The sequence below is a fragment of the Mesorhizobium sp. LNHC221B00 genome (assembly GCF_000502935.1).
Classification (GTDB): Bacteria; Pseudomonadota; Alphaproteobacteria; order Rhizobiales; family Rhizobiaceae; genus Mesorhizobium; species Mesorhizobium opportunistum.
In genome coordinates this window covers 440,982-459,421 of sequence record NZ_AYWR01000001.1, presented here as the reverse complement: position 1 = coordinate 459,421, position 18,440 = coordinate 440,982, and the positions used below count along the sequence as shown (strand labels likewise).

Here is an 18,440-nt window from a genome sequence, read left to right as displayed (position 1 = left end):
TTTCCTCCCCGAGGGGTTATTTTCCTGCCGGTTGCTTCAGGCAAATTCCGTTACTTCACCGCACCGCCATTATTTGACGGCGCCAAATGTCAGGCCGCGCACCAGCTGCTTCTGGCTGAACCAGCCCATGATCAGGATCGGCGCGATGGCCAGTGTCGAGGCCGCCGAAAGCTTGGCCCAGAACAGGCCTTGCGGACTGGAGAAGGAACTGATGAAGGCGGTCAGCGGAGCAGCGTCCGTGGTGGTCAGCCGGATTGTCCAGAACGCCTCGTTCCAGGCCAGGATGATGTTGAGCAGCATGGTCGAGGCAATGCCGGGTACCGCCATCGGGGTCAGCACATAGACGATCTCGTTCCACAGCGATGCGCCGTCCATGCGTGCCGCTTCCAGGATCTCGCCCGGGATTTCGCGGAAATAGGTGTAGAGCATCCACACCACGATCGGCAGGTTGATCAGCATCAGCATGACCATCAGGCCGATACGGCTGTCGAGCAGTCCGAGATTGCGGAAGATCAGGTAGATCGGGAACAGCACGGCGACCGCCGGCATCATCTTGGTGGACAGCATCCACATCAATATGTCCTTGGTCCGCTTGGTCGGCGAGAAAGCCATCGACCATGCCGCCGGAATGGCGACCAGCAAGGCCAGGATGGTCGAGCCGACCGAGAGCAGCACCGAATTGAAGAAGAATTTGAAGTAGCCGCTCTGCGCCTGGACCTCGGTATAGCTCTCGAATGTCCCCGACGGGATCAGGTTGAAGCCCTGGATCGCCTCCTGTTCCGACTTGAACGAGGTGATGATCGTATAGAGGATCGGGAAGAAGATCAGCAGGGCGACAATCCAGGCCGCAACGGTCGCGATCGTCTTGTGCTGGGTGGTGACTGAGCGTGCCATCGTATCCTCCCTTACTTGTCCAGGTTCTTGCCGACGGCGCGCATGGCGAAGAAGGCAACGATGTTGGCGAGAATGACGGCGATCACACCGCCTGCGGATGCCTGGCCGATTTTGAATTCCAGCAACGCCTTTTGGTAGACCAGGAAGGGCAGGTTGGTGGAGGCGTATCCCGGGCCGCCATTGGTGGTGACGAGGATCTCGGCGTAGACCGACAAAAGGAAGATCGTCTGGATCAGGATGACGACGGTGATGGCGCGCGACATGTGTGGCAGCGTCAAGTAGATGAAGCGGCTGATGAAGCCGGCGCCGTCCATCTCGGCGGCCTCCTTCTGCTCGCCGTCGAGCGACTGCAGGGCGGTGAGCAGGATCAGCGTCGCGAAAGGCAGCCATTGCCAGGCGACGATGATGATGATCGCCGTCATCGGATGCTGCCCGAACCAGTCGATCGGCTGCGCCCCGAAGAAGCGCGCTATATCGGCGAACACCCCGTATTGCGGATGCATGATCATGTTCTTCCAGACCAATGCGGCCACCGGCGGCATGACGAAGAACGGCGAGATGACGAGGATGCGCACAATCCCTTGCCCCCACATCGGCTGGTCGATCAGCAGCGCCAAAAGGATGCCGCCGATCACCGTGATCAGCAGCACGCTGATCACAAGCACCAGCGTGTTGAGGATCGACTGCAGGAAGGCTGGATTGGAATAGAACAGCGCGTAGTTGGAGACACCGACGAACCCGTCGCGGATCGGATTGAGCGGATTGTACTGCTGGAAGGAGAACCAAAGCGTGAGTGCCAGTGGGACGACCATCCAGACCAGGAGCAGGACGACAGATGGCGCCATCATGAAACGGGCAAGCGAACGGGTCTGCTGAGTAGCCATGACGGTCACCCTCCAAAGGTCAGCTGGATTTTAGAGTTGCGCCAGAAATTCCAGGATTTTGAAGATGGCCGCCCGAACTGGGACTCGGGCGGCCATTGCCGGTCATGATGCGCGACCGGCATTCGGCACCGGGAGGAGCCTACTTGATATAACCGCCTTCGGTCATTGTCGCCGTGGCGGCGTCCTGGGCCTGCTTCAGGGCATCGTCGACGCTCGACTGGCCGGCGAGAGCCGCCGAGAACAGCTGGCCGACAGTGGTGCCAAGGCCCTGGAATTCAGGGATGGCGACGAACTGCACGCCGACATAGGGCACCGGCTTGACCGTCGGATGCGTCGGGTCGGCCGCGTTGATCGAGTCCAGCGTCATCTTGGCGAACGGAGCCGCCTTCTGGTACTCGGCATTGGCGTAGAGCGAGGTGCGCGTTCCTGGAGGAGCGCTGGCCCAGCCCAGCTTGGAAGCGACGAGCTCCGAGTAATGCTTACTGGTCGCCCAGCCGACGAACTTCTGGGCTGCGTCACCCTTCTGCGTACCGGCCGGAATGGCAAGCGACCATGCCCACAGCCAGTTGCCGCGCTTGCCGAGGCCATTGTCGGGCGCCAGGGCGTAGCCAACCTTGTCGGCCACCTTGGAGCTCTTCGGGTCGGAGACCATGGATGCGGCGACCGTGGCATCGATCCACATGCCGCACTTGCCCTGCTGGAACAGCGCCAGGTTTTCGTTGAAGCCGTTGGATGACGCCCCCTCGGGGCCGTCGGCCTTCATCAGGTCCACATAGAACTGCAGCGTGTTCTTCCATTCCGGCTGGTCGAACTGTGGCTTCCAGTTCTCGTCGAACCAGCGGGCGCCGAAGGAGTTCGACATGGCGGTCAGGAAGGCCATGTTTTCGCCCCAGCCGGCCTTGCCGCGCAGGCACACGCCGTTCACGCCATTGGCGCGGTCGGTCATCTTGTCGGCGGCCTGCTTGATGAAGTCCCAGGTCGGCGCATCGGGCATCTTCAGCCCGGCCTTGTCCATCAGGTCCTTGCGGTACATGACGAACGAGCTTTCGCCGTAGAAGGGCGCGGCGTAGAGCTTGCCGTCGACCGAAAGACCGCCGGCGATGGCCGGGAGGATGTCCTTGGTGTCATAATCGTCGCCGAGCTTGTCGAGCGGCAGGAGCCAGCTCTGCTTGGCCCAGATCGGAACCTCATAGGTACCGATCGTCATCACGTCGTACTGGCCGCCCTTGGTGGCGATGTCGGTGGTGACCCGCTCGCGCAGCACGTTCTCTTCGAGCGTCACCCAATTGAGCGTGATGTCGGGGTTCGCCTTGGTGAAGTCGTCGGTCAGCGTCTGCATGCGGACCATATCGGCATTGTTGACGGTGGCGATGGTGATGGATTCGGCGTGCGCAGCGAACGCCAGCGCGCTGGTCGAGCACAAGCCCAGGATGAGCGTACGAAGTTTCATCAAATTCCTCCCATGGACCAAGATGAGCATTTGCCTTGGCTGTGGGCAATTACTCATTAAGTCCCATATTATGTCAAGCCAGATTCGATGCTGCAGCGCAGCACTCGACGACGCTGGCCGGATATGGAGTGGAGGAAATAGCCGGGCAGGCTGTGGCTGCTGCCTCTCATAATTCAGAGGTCGCGCAGCCCGATCGGATCCGGAGGCCAAAACGACCGGCATTTTGAACGGCATGCATGAAGACGCGTCGCGGAACTTCGCTTCGAAGCGATGCGCCTTGCCAGTCAGCAGGCTATTTCGGCCAGCAGCCAGTCGCGGAAGGCGCGGATCTTCGGCACGTTGCGCCGTGCCTCCGGATAGACCAGCCAGTAGGCGTGGCCATCGTCGCCGACGAGATCGAAGGGCTGGATCAGGCGGCCGTCGGCGAGTTCCGCCTTGAACAGCGCCCTGGTCAGGATCGCCACGCCATGGCCGGCGATCGCCGCATTGGCCTCATAGGCCTGTGCGCCCATGCTGCTGCCAGGCCGCTTGGCGAGATCGTGCGAATGCACGCCGGCAGCCTCGAACCATTGCGTCCACCAGACGTCGCCGGGATCGAGGATCGGCAGCCGTAACAGGTCCGCCGGTTCCCTGACGCCGCCGATGCTTGCCGCGAGCTTCGGGCTCAGCATCGGCGTGAAATCGGCATCGAGAAGCTTGTAGGCTTCCAGCCCCGGCCACTTGCCGCCGCCCGAGCGGATGGCGAGGTCGACATCCTCGCGGGCGAAATCCGTCAGCCGGCTCGACGTTTCGAGCCGCACGGCGAGCGAAGGATGAGCGATCTGGAACGAGCCCAGATGGTGCGCCAGCCAGTTCGAGGCGAAGGTCAGCACGGTGGTGACGCACAGCACGCCATCCGCGCCGCCGCGCGCCGCGGCATAGGCCTGGCCAAGAATGGCGAAGGCCTCGCTGACCGCCGGCGCGAGGCGCTGTCCGGCCTCGGTGAGTGCGATCTGGCGCGGCCGCCGCAGAAACAGCGGCGCGCCGACCCGTTCCTCCAGCACCTTGATCTGATAGCTGACCGCCGCTTGCGTCATGGCGAGCTCCTCGGCCGCCCTGGTGAAGGAAAGGTGCCGCGCCACCGCTTCGAACACCCGGATCGCCTGCAGAGGCGGGAGCTGCGAAACCTGCCGCGAGCTGAGGTCCGGCATAAAGCCTCCTTATGGGTCCTTATCGACGTTCGATTGGCCAAGGCGGCCGGCAAGACCGACATTCAGCGTCAACCCGTCATGCGGGTCCAGGATAGCGAAGGTTGACGATCATGACCATGGCACAGCAAAAATGCACTCCCGCACCCGATCATCGCTGGATTTCGTGGCTCGCGGACGGATTCGGCTGGTTTTCAGTGAGAAAAAAGGCACATCTCGACATCAGGGACCTGTCGCCGCATCTGCAGCGCGACCTCGGGTTCCTCGACGGCAACGACCCTTTCGGACGGCACGGATAGCATTGCTCTCTTTATCGCAAATCGCTCGCAGCGGGTTCCAGTCAGATGCTGGCCAACAGCGCGGCTGCCGTCCGCTCGTCGGTGATGAGCCCGTTGACCAGCCGGCGGTTCACGGCCGCCAGGATACCCGGCAGCTTGCGCTCGCCCATGGCCAGCGCAATGACCAGCGATTTCTCGCGCGACGGCAGCGATGCCGACGACACCCGGTCATTGGTGATGCCCTCGATCATGCGGCCTTCGCGATCGAACACCCAGCCGACGATCTCGGCGATGCCGCCCGCCTTTTGCAGGGCTTTCAGCTCGCTTTCTGAAATGAAGCCGTCCTCGTAGAGCGGCGCCTTCGGGCCGAGGTCGCCGATGCCGATGAAGGTGACGTCGGCCTCGGCTGCCAGCGCCAGAGTCGGTTGGATCATCGGCTGGTTGAGCAGCATCTCGCGCTCCTGCGGCGAGGAGGCGATGACCGGCAGCGGCATCGGAAAGGAGCGCGCCTTGACCCTGTCGGCCATGGTGAAGATGACGTTGTAGAAGGCGGCCGAGCCGTCCGGCGAGATGTTGCCGGTCAACGACACCACCTTGTGCTGCGGGCATTCCATCGGCGGCAGCTGTTCGATTGCCGCCTTCAGCGTGCGCCCGGTGCCGATCCCCATGACGATCGGCGTCGGTGACCGCAGCCGGCGCTCGATCTCGGCGGCGGCCGCCTCGGCGATACCGATGGTGGTGGAGGATGAATTCGGGTCGCTCGGCACCACCTCGACCAGGTCGAGCGCGAAACGCGACTTGAGCCGGGCCGCGAGGTCCAGGCAGTTGGCGATCGGATGGTCGACGCGCACCTTGATCAGCCCTTCCGACACCGCCAGCGACACCAGCCGCTGCGCGGTCTGCCGCGATATGCCGAGCGTCGCGGCGATCTGGTCCTGTGTGTTGCCGGCAACATAGTAAAGCCACCCGGCGCGCGCCGCGTCGTCCAGCCTGTTGTTGCCGCCATCCTGCCGCGTATTCACGTCCTGCCTCCCCGAGTCCGCCGGTCATCGAGGCGGTCCATGCCTAGTTTCGCAGGGAACTGCCTACTGTGCAATTGCCAATCGAAAGGGCAAATGCCTGCGTCTGTCCAACCCGGATTTTGCATCCACCAATGTCTGGTCGGAGAAGCAACGCGGCGTCGGTTGCCGGCCGGAGCCGCGTTCTGCCGCCTCGAAGGTTTATCTCCCGGCGCAAACCCTTTAAGGGATCGAAAAAAGGAGCGCTGCATGACACCGAAAGCGGTTTTCTGGGACATGGATGGCACGCTGGTCGACAGCGAACCACTGCATGAGGCAGCCCTCGTGGCGGCGATGCGCAATGCCGGTCTGATACCGCCTGATAATTTGCATGAGCGGGTGCTCGGGGTTGCCGCCTGGCCGGTCTACGAGATGATGCGCGACGAGTTCGGCCTGGACCTGCCCTTCGACGAATGGATCGTCCACAAATACGAGCACTATCTGCCGCTGGTCGAAAGCTTGCAGCCGCGCCCCGGCGCGATCGAGGTTTTCAACGAATTGCGGTCAAAGGGCGTGGCGCAAGCCGTGGTGTCGAATTCGGACCGGATGATCGTCGATGCCAATCTGCGCATGGTCGGGCTGACCTATCCGGGCATGAAGACGATCAGCCGCAACGACGTGCGCGAAGGCAAGCCGCACGCCGAACCCTTCCTGCGCGCCGCCTATCTGGCCGATGTCGATCCCGCGCACGCCGTGGCGATCGACGACAGCTGGCCGGGCGCTCTGGCGGGACTGGCGGCGGGCATGAAGACGATCTTCTGGCCGGAGAAGCCGATGGAAGGACCGCCCGGCGCCGTCGTCATCAACAGCACCGAAGAGTTGCGCGGAGAGCTTGGGCTCTGAGTTCTCAGAAACTCAGTTCCGGTAGACCGGTTCCTGCTCGTCGAGGATCGCCTTCAGTTCGCTGAGATGGCGCTCGGCCTGGCCGGGATAGTCGTCCATTTCGCTGGCCGTCTTCTCGGCGATCGCGTCGGACAGCGTGCGCAGCGGCCGGCCGGTCCAAAGTGCCTTGATGTAGGTTTCGGCGGCGCGCTCGAAATAGAACATGCGGTTGAAGGCGTCCGCGACGGTATCGCCGATGACCAGCACGCCGTGATTGCCCATCACCATCACCTTGACCTTGGGGCCGGTCAGAAGCTGCGAGCAGCGTTCGCCCTCTTCCTCGAAGGCCAGCCCGCCATAATGGGCGTCGACGACATGGCGGTTGAAGAACATCGCCGAATTCTGGTCGATCGGCGGCAGGCGGGAATCGGCGAGCGAGGCCAGCACCGTGGCGTGGATCGAATGGACATGCATGACGCAGCGCGCGTGGCGGACATTGCGATGGATGGCGCCGTGCAGTCCCCAGGCGGTCGGGTCGGGCGCGTTCGGCCCCGTAAGCGTGTCGGGATCGTTGGCGTCGATCATCAACAGGTCGCTCGCCTTGATGCGCGAGAAATGCACCTGGTTGGGGTTCATCAGGAATTGCGTGCCGTCCTCGTTGACCGCTAGCGAGAAATGGTTGGCCACCGCCTCATGCATGTTGAGCCGTGCCGTCCAGCGGAAGGCGCAGGCGAGATCGACGCGCTCCTCGTAGAAGGGCAGGTTGGTCAGCGTTTCCTTCTGCAGGCGGGCGATGCTCATCGAAAATCCTCCGGTTTTGCAAAGAATGCCGCGACCCACGTCCGCCCGCAACGGGTTTCGGTTGGTGCAGAAGAGGCGGCTGCTGGTCAGGCCGCCGTGCTGGCGGCAATGCCGGCCCGCAAGCCGCCATGCTCGACGATGAAGTCGATAACCTCCTGCAGCCCTTTGCCGCGCGACAGGTCGGTGAAGCCGAACGGGCGCTTGCCACGCATGCGGCCGGCGTCGCTCTCCATCACGTCGAGGTTGACGTTCACATAGGGCGCCAGGTCGCTCTTGTTGATGATCAGGAAGTCCGAGCGGGTGATCGCCGGTCCGCCTTTCCGCGGGATTTCTTCGCCCTGGCAGACCGAGATGACGTAGAGTGTCAGGTCGGCAAGGTCCGGCGAGAAGGTGGCGGCAAGGTTGTCGCCGCCGGATTCGATGAAGATGATGTCGAGATCGGGGAACTTCCGGTTGAGCTCGGCGATCGCCTGCAGATTGATCGAGGCATCCTCGCGGATGGCGGTGTGCGGGCAGCCGCCAGTTTCCACACCGACGATGCGGTCCTCCGGCAGCGCCTGCAGCCGCGCCAGCATCATGGCGTCTTCCCTGGTGTAGATGTCGTTGGTGACGACGGCGATGGAGAATTCATCGCGCAGCGCCTTGCAGAGTTTTTCGGTGAGCGTCGTCTTGCCCGAGCCGACGGGGCCGCCAATACCGATGCGAAGGGGACCGTTGGCTTGGGTCATGTCGGGAACTCCGTGATGGCAAGGACTGCGAAGCCGAGCCCGATCAACAGGCACAGCGGCGAATAATAGCTGGTATCGAGCCGCGCGAAGGGCTGCTCTGGGGTCAGCCGGCGCCACCAGGGTGTGAAGCCGGCAATGCCGCGCCCGAGAAACACCAGTCCGATGAGCAGCGCGGTGGCGGCGAGGCCTTCCCTCGGGAACGGCGATGCGAAAAAGCCGATCAGCGCCAGAGGCCACAACGTTGCCAGGGCGAGACAGGCGGCAACGGCGAAACTGGCGGATGGCGTCGGCATTTCATCGACGCCGCGAAAACCGACGACGGCATGCGCGCATGACCTGGCATCCCTGCCCGGCCAGATGCCGCCAATGCCCCAATAGACATGCAGCGCCGTGATCAGCAGCAGGACGAATGAGAGGATGAAGGCGAGGGCGATCATGAGCGGAACAGCCGCGAATATTGGGTTTCGTGTTTCATCGCCATGACATCGGAGACGAAGGCGCAGCCGCCGAGATCGTCGAGCGAGGAACTGGCGGCGCGGGCAGCGGTTGCCAGGGCTAGCGGCTCGAAGCCGGCAAGCAGCACTGTTGCTTCCGACTGGCCGACGACACCCAGCCTGATCGCCGCCTGGACAAGGTTGGAGAAGAAGGCTTGCAGGAAGGCGGACAACGCGTCCCGCAGCGCAATGCCATTGCCGCCGGCGATGGTCCCGACAGCGACGCAATAGGCGCATTCCGCCGGCAAGCGCTCCAGCACGGGATTTCGCCAGGCCGATGCGGCCTTGATGAAGGCGGCACCTTGCAGCATGGTCTCGGTGTGGCGTTCGCGCGAACCGGCGAGCGCCTCGGCGAGCGCGGCCACTTCGACGAGATCGCCGGCGTTGCGGGCGCGGCGCCAGGCCTCGGCGAACAGCACGGCATCGTTCCAGCCCGAGCCCATCTCGACCAGCGTTTCCAGCCATCCGGCGAGGCTTGCGGCATCGGCCACCAGCCCGCCATGCACCGCGCGCTCCAGACCGTGGCTGTAGGCAAAGCCACCGACCGGAAAGGCCGGCGACAACCACGCCATCAGCCGCAGCAGGGCGATGTTGGAGGGCTGGTCAGTCATGGTCGTGGTGGTGATGGTCGTGGGCATGGCTGTGCGAATGGGAACGCTGTTCGCCGTGTGCGTGCGAATGCGCCTCCGAGTGGCTGTGAGCATGCGCCTCCGCGTGATGATGGCCGTGATCATGACGATGGGCACCACCATGGGCTGAATAGGCGCCGCGCACCGGCTTGAACGGCTCGGAGACCTCGCGCACCGTGGCGCCGAGCCCCTCCAGCATCGCCTTGATGACATGATCGCGAAGGATGACGATGCGGTCCGCCTCGATGCCCGCCGCGAGGTGACGGTTGCCGATATGCCAGGCAAGCTCGGTCAGATGCACGGCGTCGCGGGCTCGGATGTCATAGACGTCCTCCGGCGCCGCGATGATCTCGATATGGCCGCCATCCTCCAGCACCAGCCGGTCGCCATCGTTGAGAGCGACAGGCTCGGGCAGGTCGACCAGCACCTTGCTGCCGTCGGCAAGTTCGATGGCGCGGCGGCGCAGATGCCGTTCGTCATGGGCCAGAACCGCACGGCCCGATGGCGCGCCGGTTCCGGCATTGCCGGCGGTCAGCACCGAGACGGCGCGCGGGAATTTCGTGAAGTCGGTGTTGAGATTGAGCTTCATTTCATCGAGCCTCCATTAGCCTGTGCCCGGACGAGCGCAGGGCGCGCCAGAACACGGTCGAAATACGCGTTGACGCGCCCGGACTCGATCGGAAATTTTCCGGCGCGGGCCCAGCCTCGCGATCCGACGGCCTTGTACATGGTTGGACCCTGCCTTTCTCTGGACTCTAGACCATGCGCCCTGGTCATACGATCGTGTCGAAGAGCCGCAGGATGAACGATATCTGATAGATCAGCGCTGCCGTGACAAAGGCGATGTGAAAGCGGCGGTCGCGCACCAGGATCGCGGCGATGCACAACGCGACGAAGACCGGCGTGCGGAACAGATACTCGTTGCCGAAGCGGGCGAAATGCTCCGGCCCTTTCAGCAGCGTATCGATCACATCGAGCAGATATGTCGCCGCCAGCAGGCCGAAAAACCAGGCGCGGCGCGAATAGAAGAAATCCTCGTAGCTGGTGTAGTCCAGCATCGAATCTGGAAACAGCAGCGCGCACAGCAGGAACAGCGTGATCGCGTAGAAGATGATGAACAGGTATTTGCCGAAGGTCCATGTTTCGATGGCGTAAAGGCCGAACTCCCACCACCAGAAATGCACCAGCATCAACAGCACCGAAGCGACCCAGGCCAGATGCACGGGATAAAGCCGGTATTGGCCCGGATGCTGGACGATGCGCGCCACGCCCGACAGCAGGCGGGCGACGCCAAGCCCGATCACCATGCCCATGACGATGCGGATATGCGGGAAGATGTCGTGGGGAGAGGCTATTTCGGTGGCCATCGGCGGATAATAACAATGCTCACGACGGGATGCGACGGGCCACTTCGCGGCTACTCGCGAATAAGTTTATTCGAAGCCCACGGCGTGCCTGGAAAATAGCCATGGTCCAGAATTTCCCTGATTGTAAATGGGCAATCAACAGGAAAATCGCGATCGCTCAAGCCGGTTTCGTCCAGCGCCTTTAACCTCGCTATCTTGAACTCTCGTCCGAGCATCTGCGCCGGATACGCTTTCAGGCTCGGACTTTCATCGAGCAGATTTTCAATCCGATGTCGCTGTTCACGGATTGTGAGCAGCCATCCGGTTTTGCGCTGCTCGGGCTGAAACTCCCATTTGAGCAAATGCAGGATCAAGGTGCCAAGCCTGCTCGCAATTTCCCTTTTGTCGCTCCGCCCCAAGCTCTCGATCTCCTCGGCAAGATTCTCGCGATCAAGATCGGACAGACGACCTTCGCGCAACAGCGCGCCTTGCTCGGCGCACCACTGAGCATAGTCCGCCTCGTAGGGCGTCAATTGCTGTTTGCGAAAAATCTTGTTCATGCAGCCTATATTGCTCCAATGGCCCCGAATTTCCAAGTTGGAAGCAAAGGATAGGGGCGATAAGGCGATCCAGCGAAAACTTTGTCGGCGTCGAGGTTGACCAACCGTGTACGGTTTTTGCGCTAGCGATTGACGCAATGCGCGCATCTTCAGTCAGACGCATCTAACCGAATTCATGAACCAGTCACGACCTGGGGAGGCATCAAAACAGAAAATACCGCTGCGCCATCGGCAGCACCGTTGCCGGCTCGCAGGTGAGCAATTCACCATCGGCGCGGACCTCATAGGTTTCTGGGTCGACCTCGACATGCGGCGTGGCGTCGTTGAGCACCATCGAATGCTTGCCGATGCCGCCACGGGTGTTTTCGACCGCGACCATCTGCTTGTCGACGCCAAGCCGGCCATGCAGCCCCGACTCGAGCGCTGCCTTGGAAACGAAGGTCACCGACGAGTTGGTCCTGGCCTTGCCATAGGCGCCGAACATCGGCCGGTAATGCATCGGCTGCGGCGTCGGGATCGAGGCGTTGGGGTCGCCCATCGGGGCGGCGGCAATCATGCCGCCGATCAGCACCATATCCGGCTTCACCCCGAAGAAGGCCGGGTTCCACAGCACCAGGTCGGCGCGTTTGCCGACCGCGATCGAGCCGATCTCCTTCGACAGGCCATGCGCGATGGCCGGGTTGATCGTGTATTTGGCGATGTAGCGGCGGACGCGGAAATTGTCGTTGTTGCCGGTCTCCTGCGGCAGCGAACCGCGCTGGCGCTTCATCTTGTCCGCCGTCTGCCAGGTGCGGATCGCCACCTCGCCGACGCGGCCCATGGCCTGGCTGTCGGACGAGATGATCGAGAAGGCGCCGATGTCGTGCAAGATGTCCTCGGCGGCGATCGTCTCCTTGCGGATGCGGCTTTCGGCAAAGGCGATGTCCTCGGGGATCGACGGCGACAGATGATGGCAGACCATCAGCATGTCGAGATGCTCGGCCAGCGTGTTGACCGTGTAGGGCCGCGTCGGATTGGTCGAGGACGGGATGACGTTGGGCAGGCCGCAGACCTTGATGATATCGGGTGCGTGGCCGCCGCCCGCACCTTCGGTGTGGAAGGCGTGGATGGTGCGTCCCTTGATCGCAGCCACGGTGTTTTCGACAAAGCCGGATTCGTTCAGCGTGTCGGTGTGGATCATCACCTGTACGTCATGATCGTCGGCCACCGACAGGCAGCAGTCGATGGCCGCCGGCGTCGTGCCCCAGTCCTCGTGCAGCTTCAGCGAGCAGGCGCCGCCCAGCACCATTTCTTCCAATGCCGCCGGCAGCGAGGCGTTGCCCTTGCCCGACAGGCCGATATTCATCGGAAAGGCGTCGAAGGACTGGATCATGCGGGCCATGTGCCAGGGTCCCGGCGTGCAGGTGGTCGCCAGCGTGCCGTGCGCGGGGCCGGTGCCGCCGCCGAGCATCGTGGTGATGCCTGACATCAGCGCTTCCTCGATCTGCTGCGGGCAGATGAAATGGATATGCGCGTCGAAGCCGCCGGCGGTCAGGATCTTGCCCTCGCCGGCGATGATTTCGGTGCCGGGGCCAATGATGATGGTGACCCCATCTTGCGTGTCTGGATTGCCGGCCTTGCCGATCGCGGCAATGCGGCCGTCCCGGAGGCCGATATCGGCCTTGAAGATGCCGGCGCTGGCGTCGATCACCAGCGCGTTGGTGACGACCGTGTCGACCGCGCCCTGGGCGCGGGAAACCTGGCTCTGGCCCATGCCGTCGCGGATGACCTTGCCGCCGCCGAATTTCACCTCCTCGCCATGGATGGTGAAATCCTTCTCGACCTCGATGAAGAGTTCGGTGTCGGCAAGCCGCACCCGGTCGCCGACCGTCGGGCCATACATCTGCGCATAGGCGGCACGGGTGATTCTAGCCATCAGCGATTGCTCCCGAATTGCGGTGCGGTTGAAGCCGGCTTGCACATTGTCGCCATCCAATGGTCATGCAATGACCCGCTGGGCGACACCTTCTGATCCCATTTGGCGGTTGAGGTTTGGGGGGGTCACCCCAAAACGACCGTTTGCCAAATCGATGGAAGGAAGATCCATGCGCAAAGCGATAGTTCTTGCAGCCGCCGCCACCCTCATGCTGGCTGGCGCCGCCAGTGCCCAGCAGCAACCCGCGCAACAGCCCGCCCAGGCGCCGGCAGCGCCCGCTCCTGGCGGTCAGCAGGCCGCGCCGGCGATCCAGAGCGTCAACATCGTCGACATCACCGAGCTGCCGAAGGACACCCAGACGCAGGTCAACCAGGTGATCGCCCAGCGCGGCGATGACGGCCTGAAGAAACTGCGCAGCTCGATCGATGCCACGCCCAAGGTCAAATCCGCGCTGGAGGCCAAGGGAATGACCTCCGCGCAAGTGGTCGCGGCCAGCATGGAGCCCAATGGCGCGCTGACCCTGATCACCAAGAAAGCCAGCTGACGATCCGGCCTGGCGGGCCGGCATCCGGTCCGCCGGGCGCATCGTGAAGGGAACCGTGGCAAGGCTGGAAGCGTTTCGTTTCCCAGAGGTTGGAACGAACCACGAAAGCGAGCGATGACCGTCACGATACTGCCCGATGCCAGATGGCCGCATGCCTTTGCGGCGGCGGCTTTTCTCGCGGCAAGCATCCCCCAGGCCGTGTTGAACGCGCAGGGCCTCGAAAGTCCGGAGACCGTCGACAGGATCGTCGGATCGCAGGTCAATCAGGAAGAGGCTAAGGCCACCGCGGAAATTGGAAAAGTCAGTTCGGCGATCGACCGCACGCGTGAAAACATCAGCACCGTGCGCAAGACGTCCAAGCTCGACAAGGTCGACATCGTCTTCCTCACCGATGCGGCACGCAGCGAAGGCGGCCCGCCGCCGGTCATCGAGAACAAGGTTCGGCAGCATCAGGACGATGTGGCGGAGCTGCGCAAGGAAATCGAGGCCAACGCCTTGCTCTTCAATGCCATCGATTCGCGGCGCGTGCTGGCCGAGGACGTCCTTGCCGTCGAGTTCGACGATCCCGGAAAGATCGTCATCTATGCGGCCGCCAAACCGCCTGGCTGAAAATCGCCCGGCTGGGCTGAAAGCACCGTGTGCTAGTGCGCTTGCCCCAAAGCCTGTCGCCGTCTTGGCGCCCCACGCATGAGATCCCACCGATCTCACAGCTTGCCCATCACCTTCTGCTGGAATCCATAGACCTCGCGCTTGCCGCCGAGTGGCACCAGCGTGACGTCGCGTTCCTGGCCCGGTTCGAAGCGCATGGCGGTGCCGGCGGCGATGTCGAGGCGCATGCCGCGTGCCCGTTCGCGGTCGAACTTCAGCCCTTCATTGGTTTCGAAGAAATGATAGTGGCTGCCGACCTGGACTGGCCGGTCGCCGCTGTTGGCGACTTTCAGGGTGATGGTCGCCAAGCCCTTGTTGAGTTCGATGTCGCCTGGTGCGGGGATGATTTCGCCGGGGATCATTGGACCTCACACCACGCCGAAGGCAAGGCCGACGCCGATCGCCGCGCAGGCCGCGCCCGCGATGCGGGCCAGGCCGCGAAACCTCTGGCCGAGGCTGAGGCCGGCGGCAATGCCGGTGGCATGGAGCAGCACGGTGGCGACGGCAAAGCCGGCCATGTATTCAAGCCCGCCGGCATTCTCCGGCACTTCGGTGCCATGGGCATGGCCATGAAACAGCGCGAACAGGGCGAGGATGGCGGCACCCGTGGACACCGGGAGATCGGTCGCCAGCGCCACCAGCAGCCCAAGCGCCACGACCGACGCCAATATGCCCGGCTCGACGAAAGGCAGCGGCATGTGCAGCATGCCGAGTGCGCCGCCCACCAGCATGACGCAGGCAAAAGCTGCCGGCCAGGCCCAGATCGCCTTGCCGCCCTTGAGGGCCGCCCATAGTCCGACCGCGACCATCACCGTCATGTGGTCAAGGCCGGAGAGCGGATGCATGAAGCCGGCCGTGAAGGAGGATGTCGTGCCGATGCCGACATGGGCATAGGCCGGCATGGCGGCGGCCAGGAGCAGGATCGCCGAGAGGCACAGGCGTTTGGCAGGGATCATTCTACTTGCCTTTCATTTGCGGTGGCGAAAGGGTCACGCGGCCTTGCTCGGGCCGCAGCCCTCGGCCTTGAGGACGCGCTTGGTCGAAGCCGGGTATTTCTTCAGCATCGCGGCGGGACGGATCGGCCGGGCCGAAAAATTGCCGCCGCAGTTCGGGCAGACGCCACCCAGCACGCCTTCCGCGCAGTCGGCGCAGAAGGTGCACTCGAATGTGCAGATCAACGCGTCCGTCGCCTCCGGCGGCAGGTCCTTGTCGCAGCATTCGCAGTTTGGACGCAGATCCAGCATTCCGGTCTCCTCACCTGATGGGTTCGTGCACGGTCACCAGTTTCGTGCCGTCGGGGAAGGTCGCCTCCACCTGCACGTCATGGATCATCTCGGCGATGCCTTCCATGACCTGGGCGCGGCTGACGACATGGGCGCCCGCCTCCATCAGCTCGGCGACCGGGCGGCCGTCGCGGGCGCCTTCGACGACGAAGTCGGTGATCAGCGCGATCGCTTCCGGATGGTTGAGCCTGACACCGCGCTCCAGCCGCTTGCGTGCCACGATTGCCGCCATGGCGATCAGCAGCTTGTCCTTTTCCCTTGGCGTCAGGTTCATGCGTTTGCCTGAAATGATGCGAACAGAATCACAGTGACCATAATTTGGGCAGTCCCGCCTCTCCATTGAGCAATCCGACGAGCGGAACCAGCCGCTGGCGCAACTGGTAGCCGTCCTCGGCGTAAAGCCTCGCAAGAAGCTTGCCAGATGTCCCTACGCTCCAGACGCTGGCGCCACCCTGGTCGCCGATGATCTCCCGGACCGGATCGAGCAGCGCCTCTGCCCGTGGCGACACCAGCAGCAGCGTTGCCACCGCGATCGCGCCGCCGGCGACAGCCGGACGGCCAAGGATCGCGGCGATGTCGGGTCCGATGCGGAAATCCTCGGCATGGATGAGGGACCCATTGCCACGGACGCGCCAGCGGTCATGGAAATTGCCCTGCGCGGCACGTTCGCCCATTGCCAGGCGGCCAAAGACGGTCGCCTCCACCAGCAGCGCCTCGGCGCCGGCGGCAAGTTCGACATCCAATGTCCTGGCAAAGGCCGCCCGGTCGAAGACGATGGTTTCCTGGGGCAGCCACGCAATACGGCCGTTTTCGCCGACGGTCAGCTTGATCGACACCTCGGCGCGGTCGGACGCGGCGCGATAGACCTTCTCGCAGGCCTGGGTGGTTATCGCAGCGCTGGCATTTGCGCCGACATCCACGTCCCATCCGAGGCGGTCGCCGCCGGTCAGCCCGCCGGCGGTATTGATCAGCACCGCTTCCAGCGGTCCGGCCGAAACCGCCGGCAGCCTTATCTTGGCGGAGCCGTCCTGATAGAGGCGGCGCAGCCGCGTGCGGCCATCGATGCTGGCGCAGCCAAGCTGGGCCAGGCCAGCGGCGCGCTGGGCCGGTTGGCCTGAAAACTTCGTATATTCGATCGTGTCCACGCCGCCAGGTTAAGCACTGCGGCGGTTTTGTCGATATATAGCTTGTTGCTTGATGGCGTTTCCGTTTCTATAGAGGGAGCCACCTTGGTGCGGTCATGCGATGCCTGGCGGGGGTAGAAGGCGACAATCGCGGCCTGATATCGAGGACAAAAAGGCGCTGTTCAGTTGGCGTCGGGAAACGAAAAAGTGGGGAAGAAACCGAATGGCCGACCAACTGGCAACGGAAATCATCGAAAAGATCAAGGCCCATGCCGAGCCGGGCGGTGAGGAAATCACCACCGCCACCGAATTGACGGCGCTCGGCATCCATTCGCTGGAACTGACGGAGATCATCTTCGATCTCGAGGAGCAGTATGGCATCGAGATCGAGATGAACACGGTCGATGCCTGGAGCAATCTGAAGAACGTTGGCGACATGGTCGAGGCCGTTCGCGCGCTGATCGCGAAAAAAGCCTGACCGAATGCTGAAACGCGTCGTCATCACCGGCCTTGGCGGCATATGCGGGCTCGGCACCAATGCGCCGGCAATCTGGGGCGAGATGCGCGCCGGCCGCTCGGCTATAGGCCCGATCGAAAATCATTCCCTGCACGACCTGAAGGTCAGGACGGGCTGCGAGGTCAAGGCGCTGCCCGATCACGGCATCGAGCGCAAGCAACTGGTGTCGATGGACCGTTTCAGCCTGCTGGCGGTGATCGCGGCGCGCGAAGCCCTGCAACAGTCCGGATTGGCCCCCCACGCCGACAATACCTATCGCATGGGAACCATTGTCGGCGTCGGCGTCTGCGGGTTCGAAACGGTCGAGGAGAACTATCGCGCCATCCTGGTCGAGGGCAAGAATCGCGCCGGCATCTTCACCGTGCCCCGGGTCATGCCGGGTGCCGCCGCCGGCCAGGTCAGCATGCACCTTGGCCTGCGTGGGCCTGTGTTCGGCGTCACTTCGGCCTGCTCGTCGGCCAACCACGCCATCGCCTCGGCGGTCGACCAGATCAGGCTCGGCCGCGCCGACGTCATGGTTGCCGGCGGCACCGATGCGCCGCTGGTCTGGGGCGTGCTGAAGGGCTGGGAGGCATTGCGCGTGCTGTCGCCCGACACGTGCCGGCCGTTCTCGGCCGATCGCCAGGGGCTGGTGCTGGGCGAAGGCGCCGGCATGGCTGTCCTGGAAAGCTATGAACATGCGACGGCGCGCGGCGCCACCATCCTCGCCGAAATCGCCGGCGCCGGCCTGTCGGCCGATGCGTCCGACATCGTCGCGCCGACCATCGAGGGCCCGGAAGCCGCGATGCGCTTCTGCCTGGCCGATGCCGGGCTCAATCCCGAGGACATCGACTATCTCAACGCCCATGGCACCGGCACCAAGGCCAACGACCAGATCGAGACCACCGCCATCAAGCGCGTCTTCGGCGAGCACGCCTACAAGCTGTCGGTCTCCTCGACCAAGTCGATGCACGCCCATTGCCTGGGCGCCTCTGGCGGACTGGAGATGATCGCCTGCGTCATGGCGATCCGCGAAGGCGTCGTGCCGCCGACGGCGAATTTCCGCGAGGCCGATCCCGATTGCGACCTCGACGTGACGCCGAATGTGGCCCGCGAACGCAAGGTGCGCGTCGCGATCAGCAACGGCTTTGCCTTCGGCGGCACCAACGCGGTGCTGGCCTTCAAGGCTGTTTGATCGCTGCGGTCACCACCGCATCCCTGCGGTCACCACCGCATCCCTGCGGTCACGACCTGCCGGTGATTCCGATGCCACGGCGGTGGCGCTCCGTCCGGTCCGGT

General features: G+C 63.5%; 24 protein-coding genes. 6 read left to right on the top strand and 18 right to left on the bottom strand.

Annotation, left to right across the window (positions count from 1 at the left end; genetic code table 11):
* Positions 1–69: 69 nt before the first annotated feature.
* The 4 genes from X741_RS164020 to gcvA form a co-directional block, all read right to left on the bottom strand.
* Positions 70–894, bottom strand: a complete 825-nt coding sequence (locus X741_RS164020; protein WP_013891802.1) for a carbohydrate ABC transporter permease — start codon at positions 892–894, stop codon at positions 70–72.
* Positions 895–905: 11 nt separating this feature from the next.
* Positions 906–1,778 carry a sugar ABC transporter permease gene (locus X741_RS164025; protein WP_013891801.1) on the bottom strand — a complete coding sequence of 291 codons (873 nt, stop codon included), beginning with the start codon at positions 1,776–1,778 and terminating at the stop codon, positions 906–908.
* Positions 1,779–1,917: 139 nt separating this feature from the next.
* The gene (locus X741_RS164030; RefSeq protein ID WP_023765516.1) at positions 1,918–3,228 is read right to left on the bottom strand and encodes a sugar ABC transporter substrate-binding protein; all 1,311 of its coding nucleotides are present in this window, start codon (positions 3,226–3,228) and stop codon (positions 1,918–1,920) included.
* 284 nt (positions 3,229–3,512) lie between these two features.
* Entirely contained in the window at positions 3,513–4,418 is a 906-nt protein-coding gene (gene gcvA / locus X741_RS164035) for a transcriptional regulator GcvA (RefSeq protein WP_023776063.1), read from the bottom strand.
* Positions 4,419–4,528: 110 nt separating this feature from the next.
* Here gcvA and X741_RS164040 point away from each other — a divergent pair, with 110 nt between their 5' ends.
* Positions 4,529–4,714, top strand: a complete 186-nt coding sequence (locus X741_RS164040; protein WP_023765518.1) for a hypothetical protein — start codon at positions 4,529–4,531, stop codon at positions 4,712–4,714.
* Between the two features lie 41 nt (positions 4,715–4,755).
* Here X741_RS164040 and X741_RS164045 read toward each other — a convergent pair whose 3' ends face one another.
* Positions 4,756–5,715 carry a sugar-binding transcriptional regulator gene (locus tag X741_RS164045; protein WP_013891797.1) on the bottom strand — a complete coding sequence of 320 codons (960 nt, stop codon included), beginning with the start codon at positions 5,713–5,715 and terminating at the stop codon, positions 4,756–4,758.
* Positions 5,716–5,961: 246 nt separating this feature from the next.
* Between X741_RS164045 and X741_RS164050 the strand changes: the two genes are divergently transcribed.
* Positions 5,962–6,594 (top strand): HAD family phosphatase, encoded by a 633-nt coding sequence (locus X741_RS164050; protein ID WP_023776062.1) that lies wholly within the window; start codon positions 5,962–5,964, stop codon positions 6,592–6,594.
* Positions 6,595–6,606: 12 nt separating this feature from the next.
* Here the strand turns inward: X741_RS164050 and X741_RS164055 are convergent, their stop codons facing one another.
* The 8 genes from X741_RS164055 to ureC all read right to left on the bottom strand — a co-directional run bounded on the left by X741_RS164055 (position 6,607) and on the right by ureC (position 13,049).
* Positions 6,607–7,374 carry a class II aldolase and adducin N-terminal domain-containing protein gene (locus X741_RS164055; protein WP_023776061.1) on the bottom strand — a complete coding sequence of 256 codons (768 nt, stop codon included), beginning with the start codon at positions 7,372–7,374 and terminating at the stop codon, positions 6,607–6,609.
* 86 nt (positions 7,375–7,460) lie between these two features.
* Positions 7,461–8,102: an urease accessory protein UreG gene (gene ureG, locus X741_RS164060; protein WP_013891794.1), complete on the bottom strand. Its 642-nt coding sequence runs from the start codon at positions 8,100–8,102 to the stop codon at positions 7,461–7,463.
* A complete protein-coding gene (locus X741_RS164065) occupies positions 8,099–8,539 on the bottom strand; it encodes a DUF3995 domain-containing protein (protein WP_023776060.1) in 441 nt (146 codons plus the stop codon). The genes ureG and X741_RS164065 overlap by 4 nt, the downstream gene beginning before the upstream one ends.
* Positions 8,536–9,207, bottom strand: coding sequence for an urease accessory protein UreF (locus X741_RS164070; RefSeq protein WP_023776059.1), 672 nt, complete (start codon positions 9,205–9,207; stop codon positions 8,536–8,538). Before X741_RS164070 ends, X741_RS164065 begins: the two co-directional genes overlap by 4 nt.
* Complete coding sequence (gene ureE, locus X741_RS164075; RefSeq protein ID WP_023776058.1) at positions 9,200–9,814, bottom strand: urease accessory protein UreE; 615 nt, start codon at positions 9,812–9,814, stop codon at positions 9,200–9,202. The genes X741_RS164070 and ureE overlap by 8 nt, the downstream gene beginning before the upstream one ends.
* 184 nt (positions 9,815–9,998) lie before the next feature.
* Entirely contained in the window at positions 9,999–10,592 is a 594-nt protein-coding gene (locus X741_RS164080) for a hypothetical protein (RefSeq protein ID WP_023776057.1), read from the bottom strand.
* A gap of 50 nt (positions 10,593–10,642) precedes the next feature.
* Positions 10,643–11,131 (bottom strand): DUF29 domain-containing protein, encoded by a 489-nt coding sequence (locus X741_RS164085; protein ID WP_023776056.1) that lies wholly within the window; start codon positions 11,129–11,131, stop codon positions 10,643–10,645.
* A 202-nt stretch (positions 11,132–11,333) separates the two neighbouring features.
* The gene (gene ureC / locus X741_RS164090; RefSeq protein ID WP_023776055.1) at positions 11,334–13,049 is read right to left on the bottom strand and encodes an urease subunit alpha; all 1,716 of its coding nucleotides are present in this window, start codon (positions 13,047–13,049) and stop codon (positions 11,334–11,336) included.
* Between the two features lie 166 nt (positions 13,050–13,215).
* On the opposite strand from ureC, the gene X741_RS164095 reads away from it, so the two are divergent.
* Together X741_RS164095 and X741_RS164100 are read left to right on the top strand one after the other, a co-directional pair.
* Positions 13,216–13,590 (top strand): hypothetical protein, encoded by a 375-nt coding sequence (locus tag X741_RS164095; RefSeq protein WP_023765527.1) that lies wholly within the window; start codon positions 13,216–13,218, stop codon positions 13,588–13,590.
* Between the two features lie 114 nt (positions 13,591–13,704).
* Positions 13,705–14,199, top strand: a complete 495-nt coding sequence (locus tag X741_RS164100; protein WP_023776054.1) for a hypothetical protein — start codon at positions 13,705–13,707, stop codon at positions 14,197–14,199.
* Between the two features lie 95 nt (positions 14,200–14,294).
* Here X741_RS164100 and X741_RS164105 read toward each other — a convergent pair whose 3' ends face one another.
* From X741_RS164105 to X741_RS164125, 5 genes are read right to left on the bottom strand one after another with little or no spacing between them, the layout of a single operon-like run.
* The gene (locus X741_RS164105; RefSeq protein WP_023776053.1) at positions 14,295–14,600 is read right to left on the bottom strand and encodes an urease subunit beta; all 306 of its coding nucleotides are present in this window, start codon (positions 14,598–14,600) and stop codon (positions 14,295–14,297) included.
* Positions 14,601–14,606: 6 nt separating this feature from the next.
* On the bottom strand, positions 14,607–15,194 hold the full coding sequence (locus tag X741_RS164110; protein WP_023776052.1) for a HupE/UreJ family protein: 588 nt from the start codon (positions 15,192–15,194) through the stop codon (positions 14,607–14,609).
* A 33-nt stretch (positions 15,195–15,227) separates the two neighbouring features.
* Complete coding sequence (locus X741_RS164115; protein ID WP_023776051.1) at positions 15,228–15,482, bottom strand: DUF1272 domain-containing protein; 255 nt, start codon at positions 15,480–15,482, stop codon at positions 15,228–15,230.
* 10 nt (positions 15,483–15,492) lie between these two features.
* Positions 15,493–15,795 carry an urease subunit gamma gene (locus X741_RS164120; protein WP_013891781.1) on the bottom strand — a complete coding sequence of 101 codons (303 nt, stop codon included), beginning with the start codon at positions 15,793–15,795 and terminating at the stop codon, positions 15,493–15,495.
* 28 nt (positions 15,796–15,823) lie between these two features.
* Positions 15,824–16,609 (bottom strand): urease accessory protein UreD, encoded by a 786-nt coding sequence (locus tag X741_RS164125; RefSeq protein WP_224689673.1) that lies wholly within the window; start codon positions 16,607–16,609, stop codon positions 15,824–15,826.
* A 259-nt stretch (positions 16,610–16,868) separates the two neighbouring features.
* Here X741_RS164125 and X741_RS164130 point away from each other — a divergent pair, with 259 nt between their 5' ends.
* Positions 16,869–17,123, top strand: coding sequence for an acyl carrier protein (locus X741_RS164130; RefSeq protein WP_013891779.1), 255 nt, complete (start codon positions 16,869–16,871; stop codon positions 17,121–17,123).
* Between the two features lie 4 nt (positions 17,124–17,127).
* Positions 17,128–18,336, top strand: a complete 1,209-nt coding sequence (locus X741_RS164135; RefSeq protein ID WP_023776050.1) for a beta-ketoacyl-[acyl-carrier-protein] synthase family protein — start codon at positions 17,128–17,130, stop codon at positions 18,334–18,336.
* Positions 18,337–18,440: the final 104 nt, after the last annotated feature.